Source organism: Blastopirellula marina DSM 3645 (assembly GCF_000153105.1).
Taxonomy (GTDB): Bacteria; Planctomycetota; Planctomycetia; order Pirellulales; family Pirellulaceae; genus Blastopirellula; species Blastopirellula marina.
In genome coordinates, this window is record NZ_CH672376.1 from 2,361,108 (window position 1) to 2,374,021 (window position 12,914).

Sequence of the window (12,914 nt, forward strand, 5' to 3'; positions counted from 1 at the left end):
TCTTGGGTCTTTTTTAGCCGCCGGCGGCTGCCGTACGGACTTGGTCAGAGCAATGCTGTCAGCAATGGAAGATTTCTAGCCCTCTAAGTATCCCAGATTGCCATTTATGCGACAAGGTTCATCTGAAAAGCAGTTTCCGCAAAACTTCGCCTAGTCGGCAAAGTCAATTTTTCTTATCTAACGCTCAAGATCTGCAGACTCGGTACCCGATCCGAAGAGATGACGGACCAGAACTACGCCATGAAGGCGCCGAGATTGAGAAAATAGGCAAGGAAGCCAAGACGATGACAAAAACAGCAACCCCCAAGACCGCGGAGCCGGCGACGAGACTTGTTTCCGCTTTGCCCAGGGTTTTGTTGCGTATGCCTGACTTGGCGGCAGCGCCGAAGCCGGCAGCCGCTTCGTGGGCCGTCGCGACCGAGATTGACGAACAACCGCTAATTGAGGACGCTCCGGCGGTCGACCCGCCGAAACGCGCCTATCGCGTTGACGCCGCGCATTCGCCGCGAGCTCCGCATGCTTCGCGTCGAACCGCGCCCCAGCGCCCGGCCGAGGCTCCGTCCACGGTGACGATGCAGCCCGAAAAAGGCTCTCCGGTGCAGCGCAAGCCGCTTTACGATGGAGCCGAAGGGCGCCGCGAGCGAATGAAAGCGGCGAAAGCCCCCGTTTGGCGAACTCGACTCTTTTTCGCGATGATCGCCGCGGTGTTGGTCTGGGGAACGATTCAGATTTCGTCCGGACAACGAAACAAAAATCCCCATCCGGCCGCCGATGCCGACGAAGCGCCGCCGTTTGAGACCGATATCCAACTCGGCGAGTTGGGGGACGCCCCCGGCTTTGGACCGACCAATAGCGGACATGGTCTCGATCAACACTCGCATGGCGATCATTTGCAGCTCGAAAAGCGGGAACCATCGGCCGCTACGGCGATGGATATCGCACCGCCGCTCCAAAGCACCGGTCGCAGCGAGTCGAGCGAAGCATTTGCTCCTTTTGCAACGCCAGCCGGTGAAGACGCCTCAGCCTATCGCGCTCCGCAAGTGAGCGGTCGACCGACCAATCCCCAAACTTCCAGCCAACATTCGCACGGCATCAGTGCGACCGACCTGCTAGGTGGAAGCAGCCCAGGGGACGCCGAGTACATCGCGAATCGCCCCCGTGAAGAAGTCAATCGCGGATCGTATTCGGCGGGAGCCGGCTACGATACGACCGACGGCGGCAATCCCGCTCGCGGCAATCCCACACAGACCCGCTATGGCGCTACGCTATCGGCTGGGGCTAGAAGCGATGCCGACGCGCCGTGGTGGAAAGACGAACCTCGCGGCGCTGCTTCCGAGGCCAACTTGCCTAGAGAAAATCCCCGTTTCGAGGGCGCGATGTCGCAAGACGCGCCGCCGGCCACCGCCCAACTGGGAACGCCGGAGCCGATTGCTCCAGCGCCTGCCGCTTCCGGCAGTCGTTATGGCCAGCAACAGCAGGCGTCGTTCGACCCGTTTGGCGGAGCAGCGCCGAGCGGCAAAGAAATGTATTATGCGCCGGGTGATCCGGCCGCAAACCGTCCGGCGCAAGCCCGACTGAACGGAAATTTAGAACCGACTGAATCTTCGAGGTTTCGCTAATGAGTTCCGTAGATCGAGCCTTCATTCGTGCTTATGGACCGGAATCGCCCGAGTTGGATGATCCGGCCGCCGAGTACACGCGCGGCGTACCGGTCTTTCCGGGCGGACCGACGATCGAACAGCTATACGACTGGAAAAAGAAGGGCTTGCGAATCGATTTGCCTGGCTCGCCGATCAACGAGAGTGATCTGGATGACGCTGAGCAGTATTACGAGCCAGCGAATCCGCCGGCGGAAGTGACCGACACTTCAGCGTTTGCTGCGTCGGCGCAAAACACGGCGGCGGTGGCCGCCGCAGTGGATCGCATTTTGCAACGCGTCCGGTCCGAACGGCAAACGGCTCAGCCGGCCCCGTTGGATGAGATCGAAAAACCCGCGGCGCCTAGTCAAGCACGGCGAACGCCGCCGGCCGAATCGCCGAAAACCGAAAAGCCGCCTGCCAAAACCATCGCTCCGCCGTCCGGCAAGACGAACGATCGATTGGAATGGGAAAGCATGTTGGCCAAGAGCAGTACGGCGCCGGCGCTGTTTCGCCCGCAGTGGGAAGCGCCCCGATTCGCTTGGCCGGCGACGATTGAGATGTTGCTAGAGCGGGGAGTAGAAGGTTTCGTCGAAGTGCGCGATCGGTTGACGGAAGTCGGCGCGAAAGGAAAAAAAGTGATTGCGGTTTACAGTTTCGCTTCTGGCGAAGGTTGTACGACCCTCACGTTGTGTCTGGCGAAGCTCTTGTCTGACAGCGGCGTCAAAACGGCGATTGTGGACGCGAGCGACAACAATCCGGAGCTCGCGACTCGACTTGGCGTGCGCGTCGAACATGGTTGGGAAGCGATCGCCGCCGGTGGTCCGACGGTGGAAGACGCCGCGATCCATTCGGTCGCCGACGATCTGACGCTGGCCCCCAGCAAAGCGAAGGGATCGCCGGAGAAGTTGGATCAAATGCTGCACAGCATGAAGGGAAGCTACGACATGATCCTGGTCGATATCGGCCAAATTCATGAAGTTCCCACCAAGCTGAATCAAGTCGATGCGGCGATGATTGTGCGTGATCTGCGAATCTCGGATGACTCGCAGGTCGCGGAAGTTGTAAGGCGCTTAGGCAGCGCCGGCGTATCCATTTTAGGCGTCACCGAAAACTTCGTCAGTTAGTTAAACCGAATGTACGAAGACTATTGGAATCTGCAGGCTCGCCCGTTTGAAAATACGGCGATCCCAGCGTTCTATTACCCGGCCGAGTCGGCGCAGGGAACGCTGCTGAAGTTGCGGTATGCGGTCGAGAACCGCCGCGGAGCGGCGCTGTTGACCGGCGGCGAAGGCCTGGGCAAGACGTTGTTGGCCCAACTGCTGCTGGAACAACTACCGGAGCAGTTTACGCCCAAGGTGCATGTGGTGTTTCCGTACATGCCGGCCGATCAGCTATTGGCCTACATCGTGCGCGAGTTGGTGGGCGTCGAGCAATCGGCCACTTCAACCATTGCCGACAGCGTACAAGCGATCCGGCGAGGACTTAGCGAAAATACGCGAGCCGGCAAACATGCCGTCCTGGTGATCGACGAGGCGCACTTGGTCGCCGATTTCAATGCGCTCGAGACATTGCGTTTGTTGACGAATCTCGAAACGGACGGGATGCTCGACATGACGTTGCTGCTGGTCGGCCAGACCGAGATCTTGCCGGCGCTCAAACGGGCGCCTGCTTTTGAAACGCGCCTGGCGGTCAAATGCATGGTCAAAGCGTTGACGGCGGACGAAACCGCTTCCTACGTGCTGCATCGGCTGACAACGGCTGGCGCACGCCGTGAGATCTTTGTGCCAGAGGCGCTGGAGCGTTTGCACCAGATCACCAACGGCGCTCCGCGGCGCATCAATCGACTGTGCGATTTGGCGCTGTTGATTGCGTTCGCCGAAGAACAGTCGGTCATCTCCGCTGAGCAAATCGAAGCGGTTCACGAAGAACTGGTCGCCGTTTCGACCGACTAGCACAAGGTGGAGTCGCCTAGAATCTGTCGGCGATTACAATCTAGCGAGTGAATGACTCGCCGCCACCGTTCGACTTCCCGCTGTCCGCTCGCCTGTTTTGGCGGGCGCTCTTGCTAATTGCGCTGCTCGGCTTCTGCCTGCGCATGATGCCGCTGTCCGAAAGTCTCTGGCTCGACGAGCTGCATTCGGCCTGGACGATCGCCGGAGACTGGAGCGAAGTCGCTGATCGCGGCCTGCAGGGCAACAATGGCCCCCTTTATTTTTGGGCGTTAAAAGGGTTCACCGCAATCTTTGGCGTCAGTGAGTGGTCGCTGCGAATGCCGTCGGTTCTCTGCGGCTGCGCCACTTTAATCGGCGTCGCTATTTTGGTGCGTCGCTGGAGCGGATCAGGCTTGGCCGGTTGCGTCGCAGCTCTGCTAATCGCACTCGATCGAGATATGATCTTCTACGCGACCGAAGTGCGACCCTATGCGGCGGTTCAACTTGGTTGCGTGGCGCTCTTGGCGACGACAATTCGCTTGTGGGGCGACTTTACTCTGCGCGACGCTTGCGTCTGGACGTTGCTGGCTGCAGTGACCATTCATCTGCATATCACCGCGGGGCTGTTTGTCGCCGCTTGTCTGCCGCCGGTGATCCTGGCCGCTTGGGGACACGCCGCCGTTAAGCGGATGTTGCTGATGTTCGGCGGATTGGCGCTGGCGCTGTTACCGCTGATTCCACAACTGGCGCTGGTCTATGGACGACGTCATAGTTGGGCGGCCTTTATTCATAGCGATTCGCCCTTCAGGATCATCGAGCTCTTGCCGATTATTCCTTTCGGGCTGTTGCCCTGGGGGATCGGCTGGGGACTGAATCAACTGTTTCCGAATCGCGAATCCCGCACGCGCCGCAGCGCCACGACGGCGATTTTTGTCTGGTCGATCTTCGCGACAATGGCGCCGGTCATCATCGCCTGGTCGCTGACTCACTGGCACATTACGCCGTTGTTTTTGCGACGTTATCTGATGGGAAGTCAGGCGACATTGTTCGCCTGGTGCGGATTGAATGTAGGGCGGATCGATCAGATCGGCGCTCGAGCGGTCATAGCCGCGGCGCTAGCGATTTCGATCTTCTACTTCCATTTGCCAGAGCACTGGTCTCTGCAACGCCAGCAAGATTGGCGCGGCGCCGTCGCGGCAGTAAACCAACTGCAGCTTTCGCCAGAGACGACGTTGCTGATCGCGTCGCGCTTGATCGAGTCGGATGGTTTGACGCAAAACGAAGGGACACTGGCCGACTACAGCCGCTTGCCGATCAACGCTATTTATCAGCCGAAGCATCGCTTTCAGCAGGTCATCCCGCTCACATATTCAAACATGGGAGTTCTCCAGCGATGGCAACTAGACCTGTTAGAGAAACCGCAGACGATCCTAGTGATAGCGCCTGGCGATCATGCGACGGCCGAAGTCATCGCCGTCCAATTATCACGGTCCATTCCGTGGCCCTCCTCGGTGCGCATCTTGCCAGAGCGGCGCGGGATGCAGATGCTATTGATATCGGATGCGAATGACGCCGTGGAAGGCGACCATTCAATCCTGCCCTAGTCGTCCAATGCCGCCCGACGTTCGACTATTGGTTCGCTTGGCGCTGCAGTTCTTTCAGCAGCTCTTGCAGACGCGAAATCTCTTCGATCGTCGCGTCATCAACGTCGCCGGCTTGAATTCGCTGCTGCAATTGCCGAGCGTCTTCTTGAAGCCGGCGCAGTTGCGTCGGCGGATTAGCGGGACGTGCGGGAGCGATCTGACGCATGTTTCGCATTCGCTGTTGGTGTTGCGCACGCATCTCTTCCATCATCTGCTGATGTTCGGCCCGCATCCGCGCCCATTGTTCGTCCATCTGACGCATCGGCTGCGGAATCGGGAGTCCGTCCAGACGCAGCGGAGCGAAAAATCGTTCGCCCAGCATGCCTTGCGCGCCGGCGATCTGAGCTTGGTACTGGTCATAGATTTCGGCCGCTTGGGGATGATCCTTGCGCAACTGGTCCAGATCGTCCGCTTCGGCGACTTGCGGCGCGTCGTTTCCTTCTCTCCACTCAACGCGGAGCGGTCCACTCGGATCTTTGTCAATTTCGACGCGACGCTCGCCGTCGGTGATCTTGATCTGTTCGCGTCCGTTGTTGCGGACGGTCGACATGCTGAAGTTCCGTTCGCGTCCTCGCATTCCTTGCAGCATCGCGTTGTCAAAGGGATTAAATCCGGCGATACGATCCCCGCCTGCTTCCGGCGCCGGTCGCATCCCTGGAGTCGTACGGATCGAATGAACTGCTGTCGCAGCCAGCTTGGCGGCGGTCGCGTTTTCTCCGTCGGCGATATTTTTTAACGCGTGGAGCGCGGCGGCGCTCACTTCGCGGTCTTCGCTCGCGGCGAAAGATTGGAGAATCTCGATCGACTGCGCGACCCGTTCGCCGGCGCCGTCGCGACAGGCTTCTTCCAGCGACGCAATCGCCGCGGGACCTGCGTCACGCAATTGCTCGGCCGCTTCGCGACGTTCGGCGAACGTATCGCTATCCAGCTGGCGAATCGCTCGGCGAATGGTGCGATCGGTTTCTGCAGATTTAGCCGTCGCGGTCGCGACGACAGCTGGGTTCGACTCTGTCGATTTTTCCGGTTCGGCGGCGACAGCGGGCAGACTTGCCAGCAGTAACAGCAGACAGGCGAAGATTCGGATCGACATAGCGTAGCGTTCCCAAATGCATTGGATTGTATGAACAATGTCTTTAATATAACGCCAACGGGCGGCGTGGGGAGCCGGTTTTTCGGTTCCCGCGCGGCATTCGATCCTTCCGCCTGAAAATTTAGTAACGGCCTTTGCGGCGTTCTTTCGCCGGAAGGATTTCCAAGCAGGTGGTCCACCACCCGGTTTGGATCGTCTCGATAAACTCAGGCGGGAGCTGCTGGGCCGTCATCTCGCTGCTTAAACGGCGAAAATCATACTCAAGCGGCACAAACTGCCAGCTTATGCCGGAATGCAGATCGATGGAAATAATCGTGTACCAGACTTCCTTGCGACCATCGTTGGCAGGGCGCCCCAAAACTCCTACGTTCACAAACGCTCGGCGGTTCGATAACTCGCGTCCCCAATGAATTCCGGTATGCGTCGCCAAGATCAGATCGGCCTGATGTTGATCAGCGAGCCAATTCAAAAACGAAGTCGAAGTTGTCGATTTCCATAAGAACTCGTTGGTTCTTCGCGGGCTGCCATGGCACAGCAAAAGACGGCGTCCCTCGATCTCCAACCGGATCTCGGCAGGCAAAGTGCGCAAGTACGCGCGGTTGTCGCTAGCAGTGTTTTGCAACGTGTAGTCGTAGCTGATCTGGGCGAAGTAGTTATCACGCGGATCGGCGTACCCGCACTGACAATCGTTGAGTCCGCGGCCGATCGAATCGTCGTAATTTCCGCGTACGACTTGGATGTCGTGCTGATGGAGGAGAGGAAAAACGCGATCGGGATGGGGGCCGAATGCGCCCAGATCTCCCAGGCAAAACATTTGGTCCACGCCGCGTCGCTGAGCGTCGGCGATCGCGGCTTCCAGCGCGAGATAATTGTTGTAGATTCCGCCAAAGCAGGCGATGCGCGTCGTCATGGCGTTAGCGATCTTTTCCGGACGCCGAGGATGGATTGGCGCAGATCGAACCAAATTGATAGCAAGTGAAACAGGCGCCGTGTGAAACCTCAAATGGCGCGAGCGACTGCGCGAGCGTTTGTCCCAACAGCGAATCGGGAGACTCGATCAAGATAGGGCAAACGTGGACGCCGCGATCCGAGACGACGCGACTGTGTTCGCAAACTAGTTGAGTCGCATCGAACCCCGCCCACATTTCGGGCGTGATCCGATCATGGTCAGCGTAGCCGCACGATCGCGATTCTTCGGCGCCAATCTGCAGCGTAGGCAACAGTTTGATTCGCGGTCGGGCGTAGCCGATTTCCTTTAACGCCTGCATGAATTCGGCGACGATGTGCGGTTCGTCGGCGTCACTCCAAGTGCGAACCGCGGTGATGATCGGCAAAAAGTGATGTTCCACCAGCAGTTGGACGCCGCGCATCGCGCGGACGAACGTTCCCTCGCCGCGGATGGGATCATTGGTCTCCGGAGAGAAGCCGTCGATCGATACGCGAAATTCCAGCGAGTAGATCCCCTGCTCTTCTGCGTCGCGGAGTTGTTGTAGCCAGTCTGCTTTTAGCACCGTGCCGTTGGTCAGCACGGTGACGGGGCCATACGCGAGCGCCGCGATCAGGATCGGTACGATTTGGGGATGGAGAAAAGGTTCGCCGCCGGTGAAGTAGAACTCTTTTACGCCCAGGGCGGCCGCTTCTTCCAAACGGCTCTCCACATCGGCCAGCGAGAGAAACCCGAACGTATTGTTCTTCGGATGGCAACTGACAAAGCAGTGATGGCACGCTAAATTGCAGCGCAGCCCGGTGACTTGAAACCAGAGCGCGTCGAGGTGAGACGGAACAACTTGCGGAAGGACGCCTGCAGGCACGCGATCTCTATTTTTGATTGGCGGGTAAAAACTGGCGATAGAGATCCAGATTCTCGCGATCCCCAATGATGGTGAATAGCTGACGAATCTGATCGAGGCCGTTTTTTAGCAGAAACTGTGAGTTGCGTCCGTAACTTTTTGCACCAAGCAGATAAAAATCGGGCTCGGGGTTGATTAGCAGTTCGGCGTCGCCGGTCGGCTGGGCGAGGCAGTCGCCCGAGCTGTTTTCGAGCAGCTTGGCGGCCAGTTTCAGCGGACCTTCGGTCGCATAGCAATAATGCATCTGCAGCGAGCGGGTCAGTTCGACGTTGGGGAGAAAGCCGACGTTGGCGATCACCCGATCAAACTCATGCGTCCCTTGGTGATTTCCTGCCAACGTGACTTGAAAGCGATCGCTGTGCGCGTCGTAGTGGATCGCGGAGACGGTCGAAGCGGGCCAATGAGCGACGTGGGGCTCGCTATTAGCGGCAAATTCGTTCGCTCGCACCGCTAGTTGATCGCGGGCCGACAGCGGATCATCGGCAAATCGTTGCAGCGGACCGGTCGTATCGGCGCGATTTTCTTTCCGAGTAATCCAAGTTGTCTGCGTGTTCAGCGCTTCTCGCGCCAGTTGTTCCAGTGCGCAGATGTTGGTTGCCGCCGAATAGCCAGAACCGATGACCAACGTCTGTTGGCCGGCGTACTTGTCCCGTTCGCCCCCCAGGATATCGGGGAGGCCGAACTCAATATGCGCACGAGCCGAAGATTCGCCGAGCGCCGGCACTCCGCCGCTGCCGATCCAGCCGGGTTGACCAAACAGTCCTGTGCAGTCGATCAGCACATCGCTGCGATCGAGTTGTTCGCGTCCATCTTGATCGCGCAGCACCACCACAAAGTCGGCTTCACGTCGCGATTCTTCGTCGACCATGTCCGACTTCGAGAGTCCCGCGCGACCGGCCGCGATCGCGGTCCAGCCGCAATGGAGAGAGTCGGCCAACAGGTCCGATTCGGCCAACGGCTGCAAATAGCGATCGACATAATCCTGGCCGGTCAACAGTTCGTCTTCGGCAGGCAATTTCAGATCGTCCGCCGACTGGGCCGATAAGGCGCTGCGGCCCAACGGCGAACTGTTCATGCCGAACGGGCTGAACATCCGTACGCTTCCCCAGCGGCGAATCGATTCGGCTGGGCGCCCTTGCTCATAAATTGCGACATCGTAGCCGAGAAAACGAGCGTAGAGGGCGGCTTCGAGACCAATCGGTCCTGCGCCAAGGATCGTTATTTTCGCCGGAGCATCGACAGACATGCAGGCAGCAATCGGAACAGGGTGATCGGAATAAGTAACGCGATGCCCCCAGCGTACTGGTTAGGGGGATTATTGGGAACATCCTGCCGGTGGAGACACAAATTCCAGCGGGAATGTCGGCTTGTTTTTTGCGGATATCTGCAACTGCGGTGAATACCGGTAGAGTGACGAATTTTTCGGCCTATTTTTTATTGTTAACTCTCGGAAATGGGGCAGGTTCGCCAGAATGTTCGCGCACGACGCGACTGGTGGAACGCATTGAATCGAGCGAAAAATGGCAACAAAAATTTCACGCGTTTTGATCGTAGATGATTCGGCGCTCATGCGAACGCTAATCGCCGATCAATTGGCGGATGCGGTGGGGATTGAAGTTTGCGGCGTGGCCAAAGACGGTTATCAGGCCCTGGAGATGATGAAGCAACTTCAGCCGGATATCATTACCTTAGATGTGCAGATGCCGGGAATGGACGGCCTTGAAACGTTGGATCGTCTGTTAGCTTTGAAACCGATTCCGGTAATCATGGTCAGCGCCATGACCCAGTTGGGTGGAGACATTACGCTCGATGCGCTGGAACGGGGCGCGTTTGACTACATCGCCAAACCGACAGGTTTGGCCCAGGCTGAATCGGTCATGCGGGACGACCTGGTTCGAAAGATTCGCACCGTGGCTGGCACTGATTTCGCCAAGGTGTTGGAAATTCGCCGCACGCGTGCCGAAACCCGGAGACAACGTCGCAGCGCCGCCAGCGTACCTGCCAAGTCGGCCAGTTCGCCGGCGCGAAATAAACCAGTCGCGCCGATCGAATGTTCGTATCGCGGTATCGCCATCGGAATTTCGACCGGCGGACCTCCAGCGCTGACTTCCTTATTTGAATCATTGCCGGCCGGATTACCGCCGATCGTCATCGTTCAGCACATGCCGGAGCAATTCACCAAAGCGTTCGCGAAACGGCTGAATTCGATTTCACAAGTGGAAGTGAAAGAAGCGGCGACGGGAGATACGCTGACGCCGGGGTGCGCTTATATCGCTCCGGGGGGGAAACATCTTGAGATTCGCCGCCAAACTCGCGACCAAATGCGACTAGAGGTCTTCGATGGCGACCCGGTCAGTGGGCATCGCCCGTCGGTCGATGTCATGATGCGCTCGGCGGCCAAAGCCTTTGGCGACGCTTGTCTGGGGTTGGTTATGACCGGTATGGGACGGGACGGATCGGACGGATGCAAAGCGATTCGGGCAGCCGGCGGGTACGTCTTGGGGCAAAATGAAGCGAGTTCCGACATTTACGGAATGAACCGCGTCGCATTTCAAGAGGGAAATGTCGACAAGCAGTTTGACTTGCAAGACGCGGCGCAGACCATCGTGCGCGAGACCAAAAGAGTTCGCCGCGCCCCGGTGGCGACGCGCTGAGCGAATCAGCTGCGATCCACGCGAAACGGCGACAAATCAAAATCGACATCGACGCCGCGAATCAGGCGACCTAGCAGCACGGCGGTCGCCGGGGATAGATGCAAGCCGCTGCGATAATGGCCTGCGGCGACATAGGCGTTTGCGACTCCCGGCATTGCGCCTATATAAGGTATCCCATCAATACTCGCCGGCCGCAGACCCGCCCAGGTTTGCTGGACCACGGCGTCTTGTAATCGCGGAACCAACGCGCAGGCGAAGTCGCGTAGGTCGCGGGCGATCTCCTCGGTCGTAGAGCAATCGAATCCAGCGGCTTCGACCGTCGACCCGACCAGAACCAGCCCATCCCGCCGCGGAACCAAATAGCGGGGACCTTCGTTGATCGGCGTCGGTAAAAACCGGGCGCTTCCGTTGAGCAGCAACATCTGTCCGCGGATCGGCTCGATCTCGGGCGTTTTCGCCGCGTGCGAAAATCCGACCTTCGCCAATAGCGAATCGGTTAAGCGTTGCGACCATGCTCCAGCGGCGATGCAGTACTGATCGGCGGATAGGAGGCCATGATCGGTGACCAACGCAGCGACGCGATCTTGCTCGAGCTGAAACTCGATCGCTGCGGTCGTCTCTTGGAACACGACCCCGCGCTGCCGACATGCCTGATGAAGCGCTTGCAGGTGCCGGGGGTTTCGCAGGATCGCTTCGTCCGGAACATGATAGGCGCCGCGCGCTAGGACATCAGACGCTAACAGCGGCAAGCGGCGATGTAGTTCGTCCGAGGAAATTCGCTCGACGGCGATCCCTTCTTCGGTCCATTGGCTCATCGTGGTCGCCAGCGCGGCCGCTTCTCCAGCTTTTCGCGCAATATAGTAGCCTCCGCATCGTTCAAGCTGGTTGTCGACGCCGGTCTCCTCCCGCAGACGGATCGACCACTCGGCGTGCAGTTGATGACTGAGAGCTCGTAGCTGCTCTTGCGGTTCGACCGCTTGGCCCACCGTCGCCGGAGGCAATAATCCGGCGCCTGCCCAAGATGCGGCTTTGCCGACCGCAGCTTTTTCGAGCAACGTCACCGACATACCGTGCGTCGCCAGTTCGTAGGCGAGCGAGAGTCCGATGACTCCTCCCCCGATGATCAGGCAATCGGCGCTGAGAGAGGTCGCGTGGGTACGGGGAGAGTCGGAATTCACAGCGGTGGACAATCGGCGAGTATCGTAGAAAGTTCGGAGCGCAGTTGTCGCAAATCGCGATCGGCGTCGTCATGCGCCAAATCGGCTTGCAGGCGTTGCAAGTCATCCCAGGTATCGACATCGTACCAAGTTGGCGTCTGCAGAGGTCGCAGACCCAGCGCGTGACAGCGAGCCAATGTCTGAGAGAGGACGTCGGAGGTGCTCCAAGAGATATCGGTAAACAGCTCCGCACAGGGAGAATTCAACCCGATGGCGCAATATCCGCCATCTTCGGCGGGGGTCAGCACCACGTCACATTCTTCCAGTTGGCGGAACGCATGCTGCAGGTAACCGGTCGGCAGATTGGGACTATCGGACCCGATTAACAGGGCCTTTGTCGCTCCGTCGGTGATCGCGGTCGTAAAAAAGTGGGAGATTCGGTTTCCCAACGAACCGGACGACTGCGACTGCAACCGCCAAGCGTCGCCGACCATGGCCGCAAACGATTGTTCTGCGTCAGCGGGGGCATAGGCGAGAACGCGGCGGTCGCCAAGCGATTGAAATCGTGTTACCGCCGTGCGCACAAACTGATAATGCACCGCGGCTGCGGCAGGCAATCCGATTGTAGCGCCAAGGCGGGTTTTTACTTCGCCGGTGCGCCAGTGCTTGGCGAACATTCCGAGAACTTCCATCGCTTACGCTTCGACCGCCGCTAGTAGTCGACGAAGCAGCATTTCGTGGACTCGTCCGCGAAACCGGACCTTGCCGTCGATTTCGACAACGGGGATACAGCACCCGTACTTTTGGGTGAGTTCTGGAGAGTCATCAATGTTGACCAGCTCGGGAGCGATGCCATGTCGGATCAAAATTTGTTCGGCGTCTTCGCACAAATGACAACCAGGACGTGTATACAATCGAGTGTGGTGAGAAGTCATGATTCGCTTCACAG

The 12,914-nt window shown here is 58.7% G+C and carries 12 protein-coding genes; 5 read left to right on the forward strand and 7 right to left on the reverse strand.

The features are described from left to right. Window positions 1-284 precede the first annotated feature (284 nt). From DSM3645_RS11520 to DSM3645_RS11535, 4 genes are all read left to right on the forward strand, one after another. Window positions 285-1,619: a hypothetical protein gene (locus DSM3645_RS11520; RefSeq protein ID WP_131282460.1), complete on the forward strand. Its 1,335-nt coding sequence runs from the start codon at window positions 285-287 to the stop codon at window positions 1,617-1,619. Next, window positions 1,619-2,764, forward strand: coding sequence for a tyrosine-protein kinase family protein (locus DSM3645_RS11525; protein ID WP_002652342.1), 1,146 nt, complete (start codon window positions 1,619-1,621; stop codon window positions 2,762-2,764). The genes DSM3645_RS11520 and DSM3645_RS11525 overlap by 1 nt, the downstream gene beginning before the upstream one ends. A 9-nt stretch (window positions 2,765-2,773) precedes the next feature. Continuing rightward, entirely contained in the window at window positions 2,774-3,592 is an 819-nt protein-coding gene (locus DSM3645_RS11530; RefSeq protein ID WP_002652343.1) for an ExeA family protein, read from the forward strand. Window positions 3,593-3,702: 110 nt separating this feature from the next. Continuing rightward, a complete protein-coding gene (locus DSM3645_RS11535) occupies window positions 3,703-5,175 on the forward strand; it encodes a glycosyltransferase family 39 protein (RefSeq protein WP_237564801.1) in 1,473 nt (490 codons plus the stop codon). 25 nt (window positions 5,176-5,200) lie between these two features. On the opposite strand, the gene DSM3645_RS11540 is transcribed toward DSM3645_RS11535, so the two are convergent. From DSM3645_RS11540 to DSM3645_RS11555, 4 genes are all read right to left on the reverse strand, one after another. Beyond that, the gene (locus DSM3645_RS11540; protein ID WP_002652345.1) at window positions 5,201-6,304 is read right to left on the reverse strand and encodes a hypothetical protein; all 1,104 of its coding nucleotides are present in this window, start codon (window positions 6,302-6,304) and stop codon (window positions 5,201-5,203) included. 121 nt (window positions 6,305-6,425) lie between these two features. Continuing rightward, a complete protein-coding gene (locus DSM3645_RS11545) occupies window positions 6,426-7,214 on the reverse strand; it encodes a metallophosphoesterase family protein (protein WP_002652346.1) in 789 nt (262 codons plus the stop codon). Window positions 7,215-7,218: 4 nt separating this feature from the next. Continuing rightward, a complete protein-coding gene (locus tag DSM3645_RS11550) occupies window positions 7,219-8,115 on the reverse strand; it encodes a radical SAM protein (protein ID WP_002652347.1) in 897 nt (298 codons plus the stop codon). Between the two features lie 7 nt (window positions 8,116-8,122). Next, window positions 8,123-9,400, reverse strand: a complete 1,278-nt coding sequence (locus tag DSM3645_RS11555; RefSeq protein ID WP_002652348.1) for a hypothetical protein — start codon at window positions 9,398-9,400, stop codon at window positions 8,123-8,125. A 274-nt stretch (window positions 9,401-9,674) separates the two neighbouring features. On the opposite strand from DSM3645_RS11555, the gene DSM3645_RS11560 reads away from it, so the two are divergent. Next, the gene (locus DSM3645_RS11560; RefSeq protein ID WP_040351789.1) at window positions 9,675-10,808 is read left to right on the forward strand and encodes a protein-glutamate methylesterase/protein-glutamine glutaminase; all 1,134 of its coding nucleotides are present in this window, start codon (window positions 9,675-9,677) and stop codon (window positions 10,806-10,808) included. A 5-nt stretch (window positions 10,809-10,813) separates the two neighbouring features. Here the strand turns inward: DSM3645_RS11560 and thiO are convergent, their stop codons facing one another. From thiO to DSM3645_RS11575, 3 genes are read right to left on the reverse strand one after another with little or no spacing between them, the layout of a single operon-like run. Continuing rightward, on the reverse strand, window positions 10,814-11,986 hold the full coding sequence (thiO, locus tag DSM3645_RS11565) for a glycine oxidase ThiO (RefSeq protein WP_002652351.1): 1,173 nt from the start codon (window positions 11,984-11,986) through the stop codon (window positions 10,814-10,816). Continuing rightward, on the reverse strand, window positions 11,983-12,642 hold the full coding sequence (locus tag DSM3645_RS28130) for a TIGR04282 family arsenosugar biosynthesis glycosyltransferase (protein ID WP_237564802.1): 660 nt from the start codon (window positions 12,640-12,642) through the stop codon (window positions 11,983-11,985). The genes thiO and DSM3645_RS28130 overlap by 4 nt, the downstream gene beginning before the upstream one ends. Window positions 12,643-12,660: 18 nt before the next feature. Further along, the gene (locus DSM3645_RS11575; protein ID WP_040351790.1) at window positions 12,661-12,900 is read right to left on the reverse strand and encodes a glutaredoxin family protein; all 240 of its coding nucleotides are present in this window, start codon (window positions 12,898-12,900) and stop codon (window positions 12,661-12,663) included. Window positions 12,901-12,914 lie beyond the last annotated feature (14 nt).

Coding starts and splice junctions, on each gene's coding strand:
- DSM3645_RS11530 (WP_002652343.1), top strand. CDS start 2,774: ATGTACGAAGACTATTGGAATCTGCAGGCTCGCCCGTTTGAAAATACG.
- DSM3645_RS11525 (WP_002652342.1), top strand. CDS start 1,619: ATGAGTTCCGTAGATCGAGCCTTCATTCGTGCTTATGGACCGGAATCG.
- DSM3645_RS11575 (WP_040351790.1), bottom strand. CDS start 12,900: ATGACTTCTCACCACACTCGATTGTATACACGTCCTGGTTGTCATTTG.
- DSM3645_RS11560 (WP_040351789.1), top strand. CDS start 9,675: ATGGCAACAAAAATTTCACGCGTTTTGATCGTAGATGATTCGGCGCTC.
- DSM3645_RS11555 (WP_002652348.1), bottom strand. CDS start 9,400: ATGTCTGTCGATGCTCCGGCGAAAATAACGATCCTTGGCGCAGGACCG.
- DSM3645_RS11520 (WP_131282460.1), top strand. CDS start 285: ATGACAAAAACAGCAACCCCCAAGACCGCGGAGCCGGCGACGAGACTT.
- DSM3645_RS11545 (WP_002652346.1), bottom strand. CDS start 7,214: ATGACGACGCGCATCGCCTGCTTTGGCGGAATCTACAACAATTATCTC.
- DSM3645_RS28130 (WP_237564802.1), bottom strand. CDS start 12,642: ATGTTCGCCAAGCACTGGCGCACCGGCGAAGTAAAAACCCGCCTTGGC.
- DSM3645_RS11540 (WP_002652345.1), bottom strand. CDS start 6,304: ATGTCGATCCGAATCTTCGCCTGTCTGCTGTTACTGCTGGCAAGTCTG.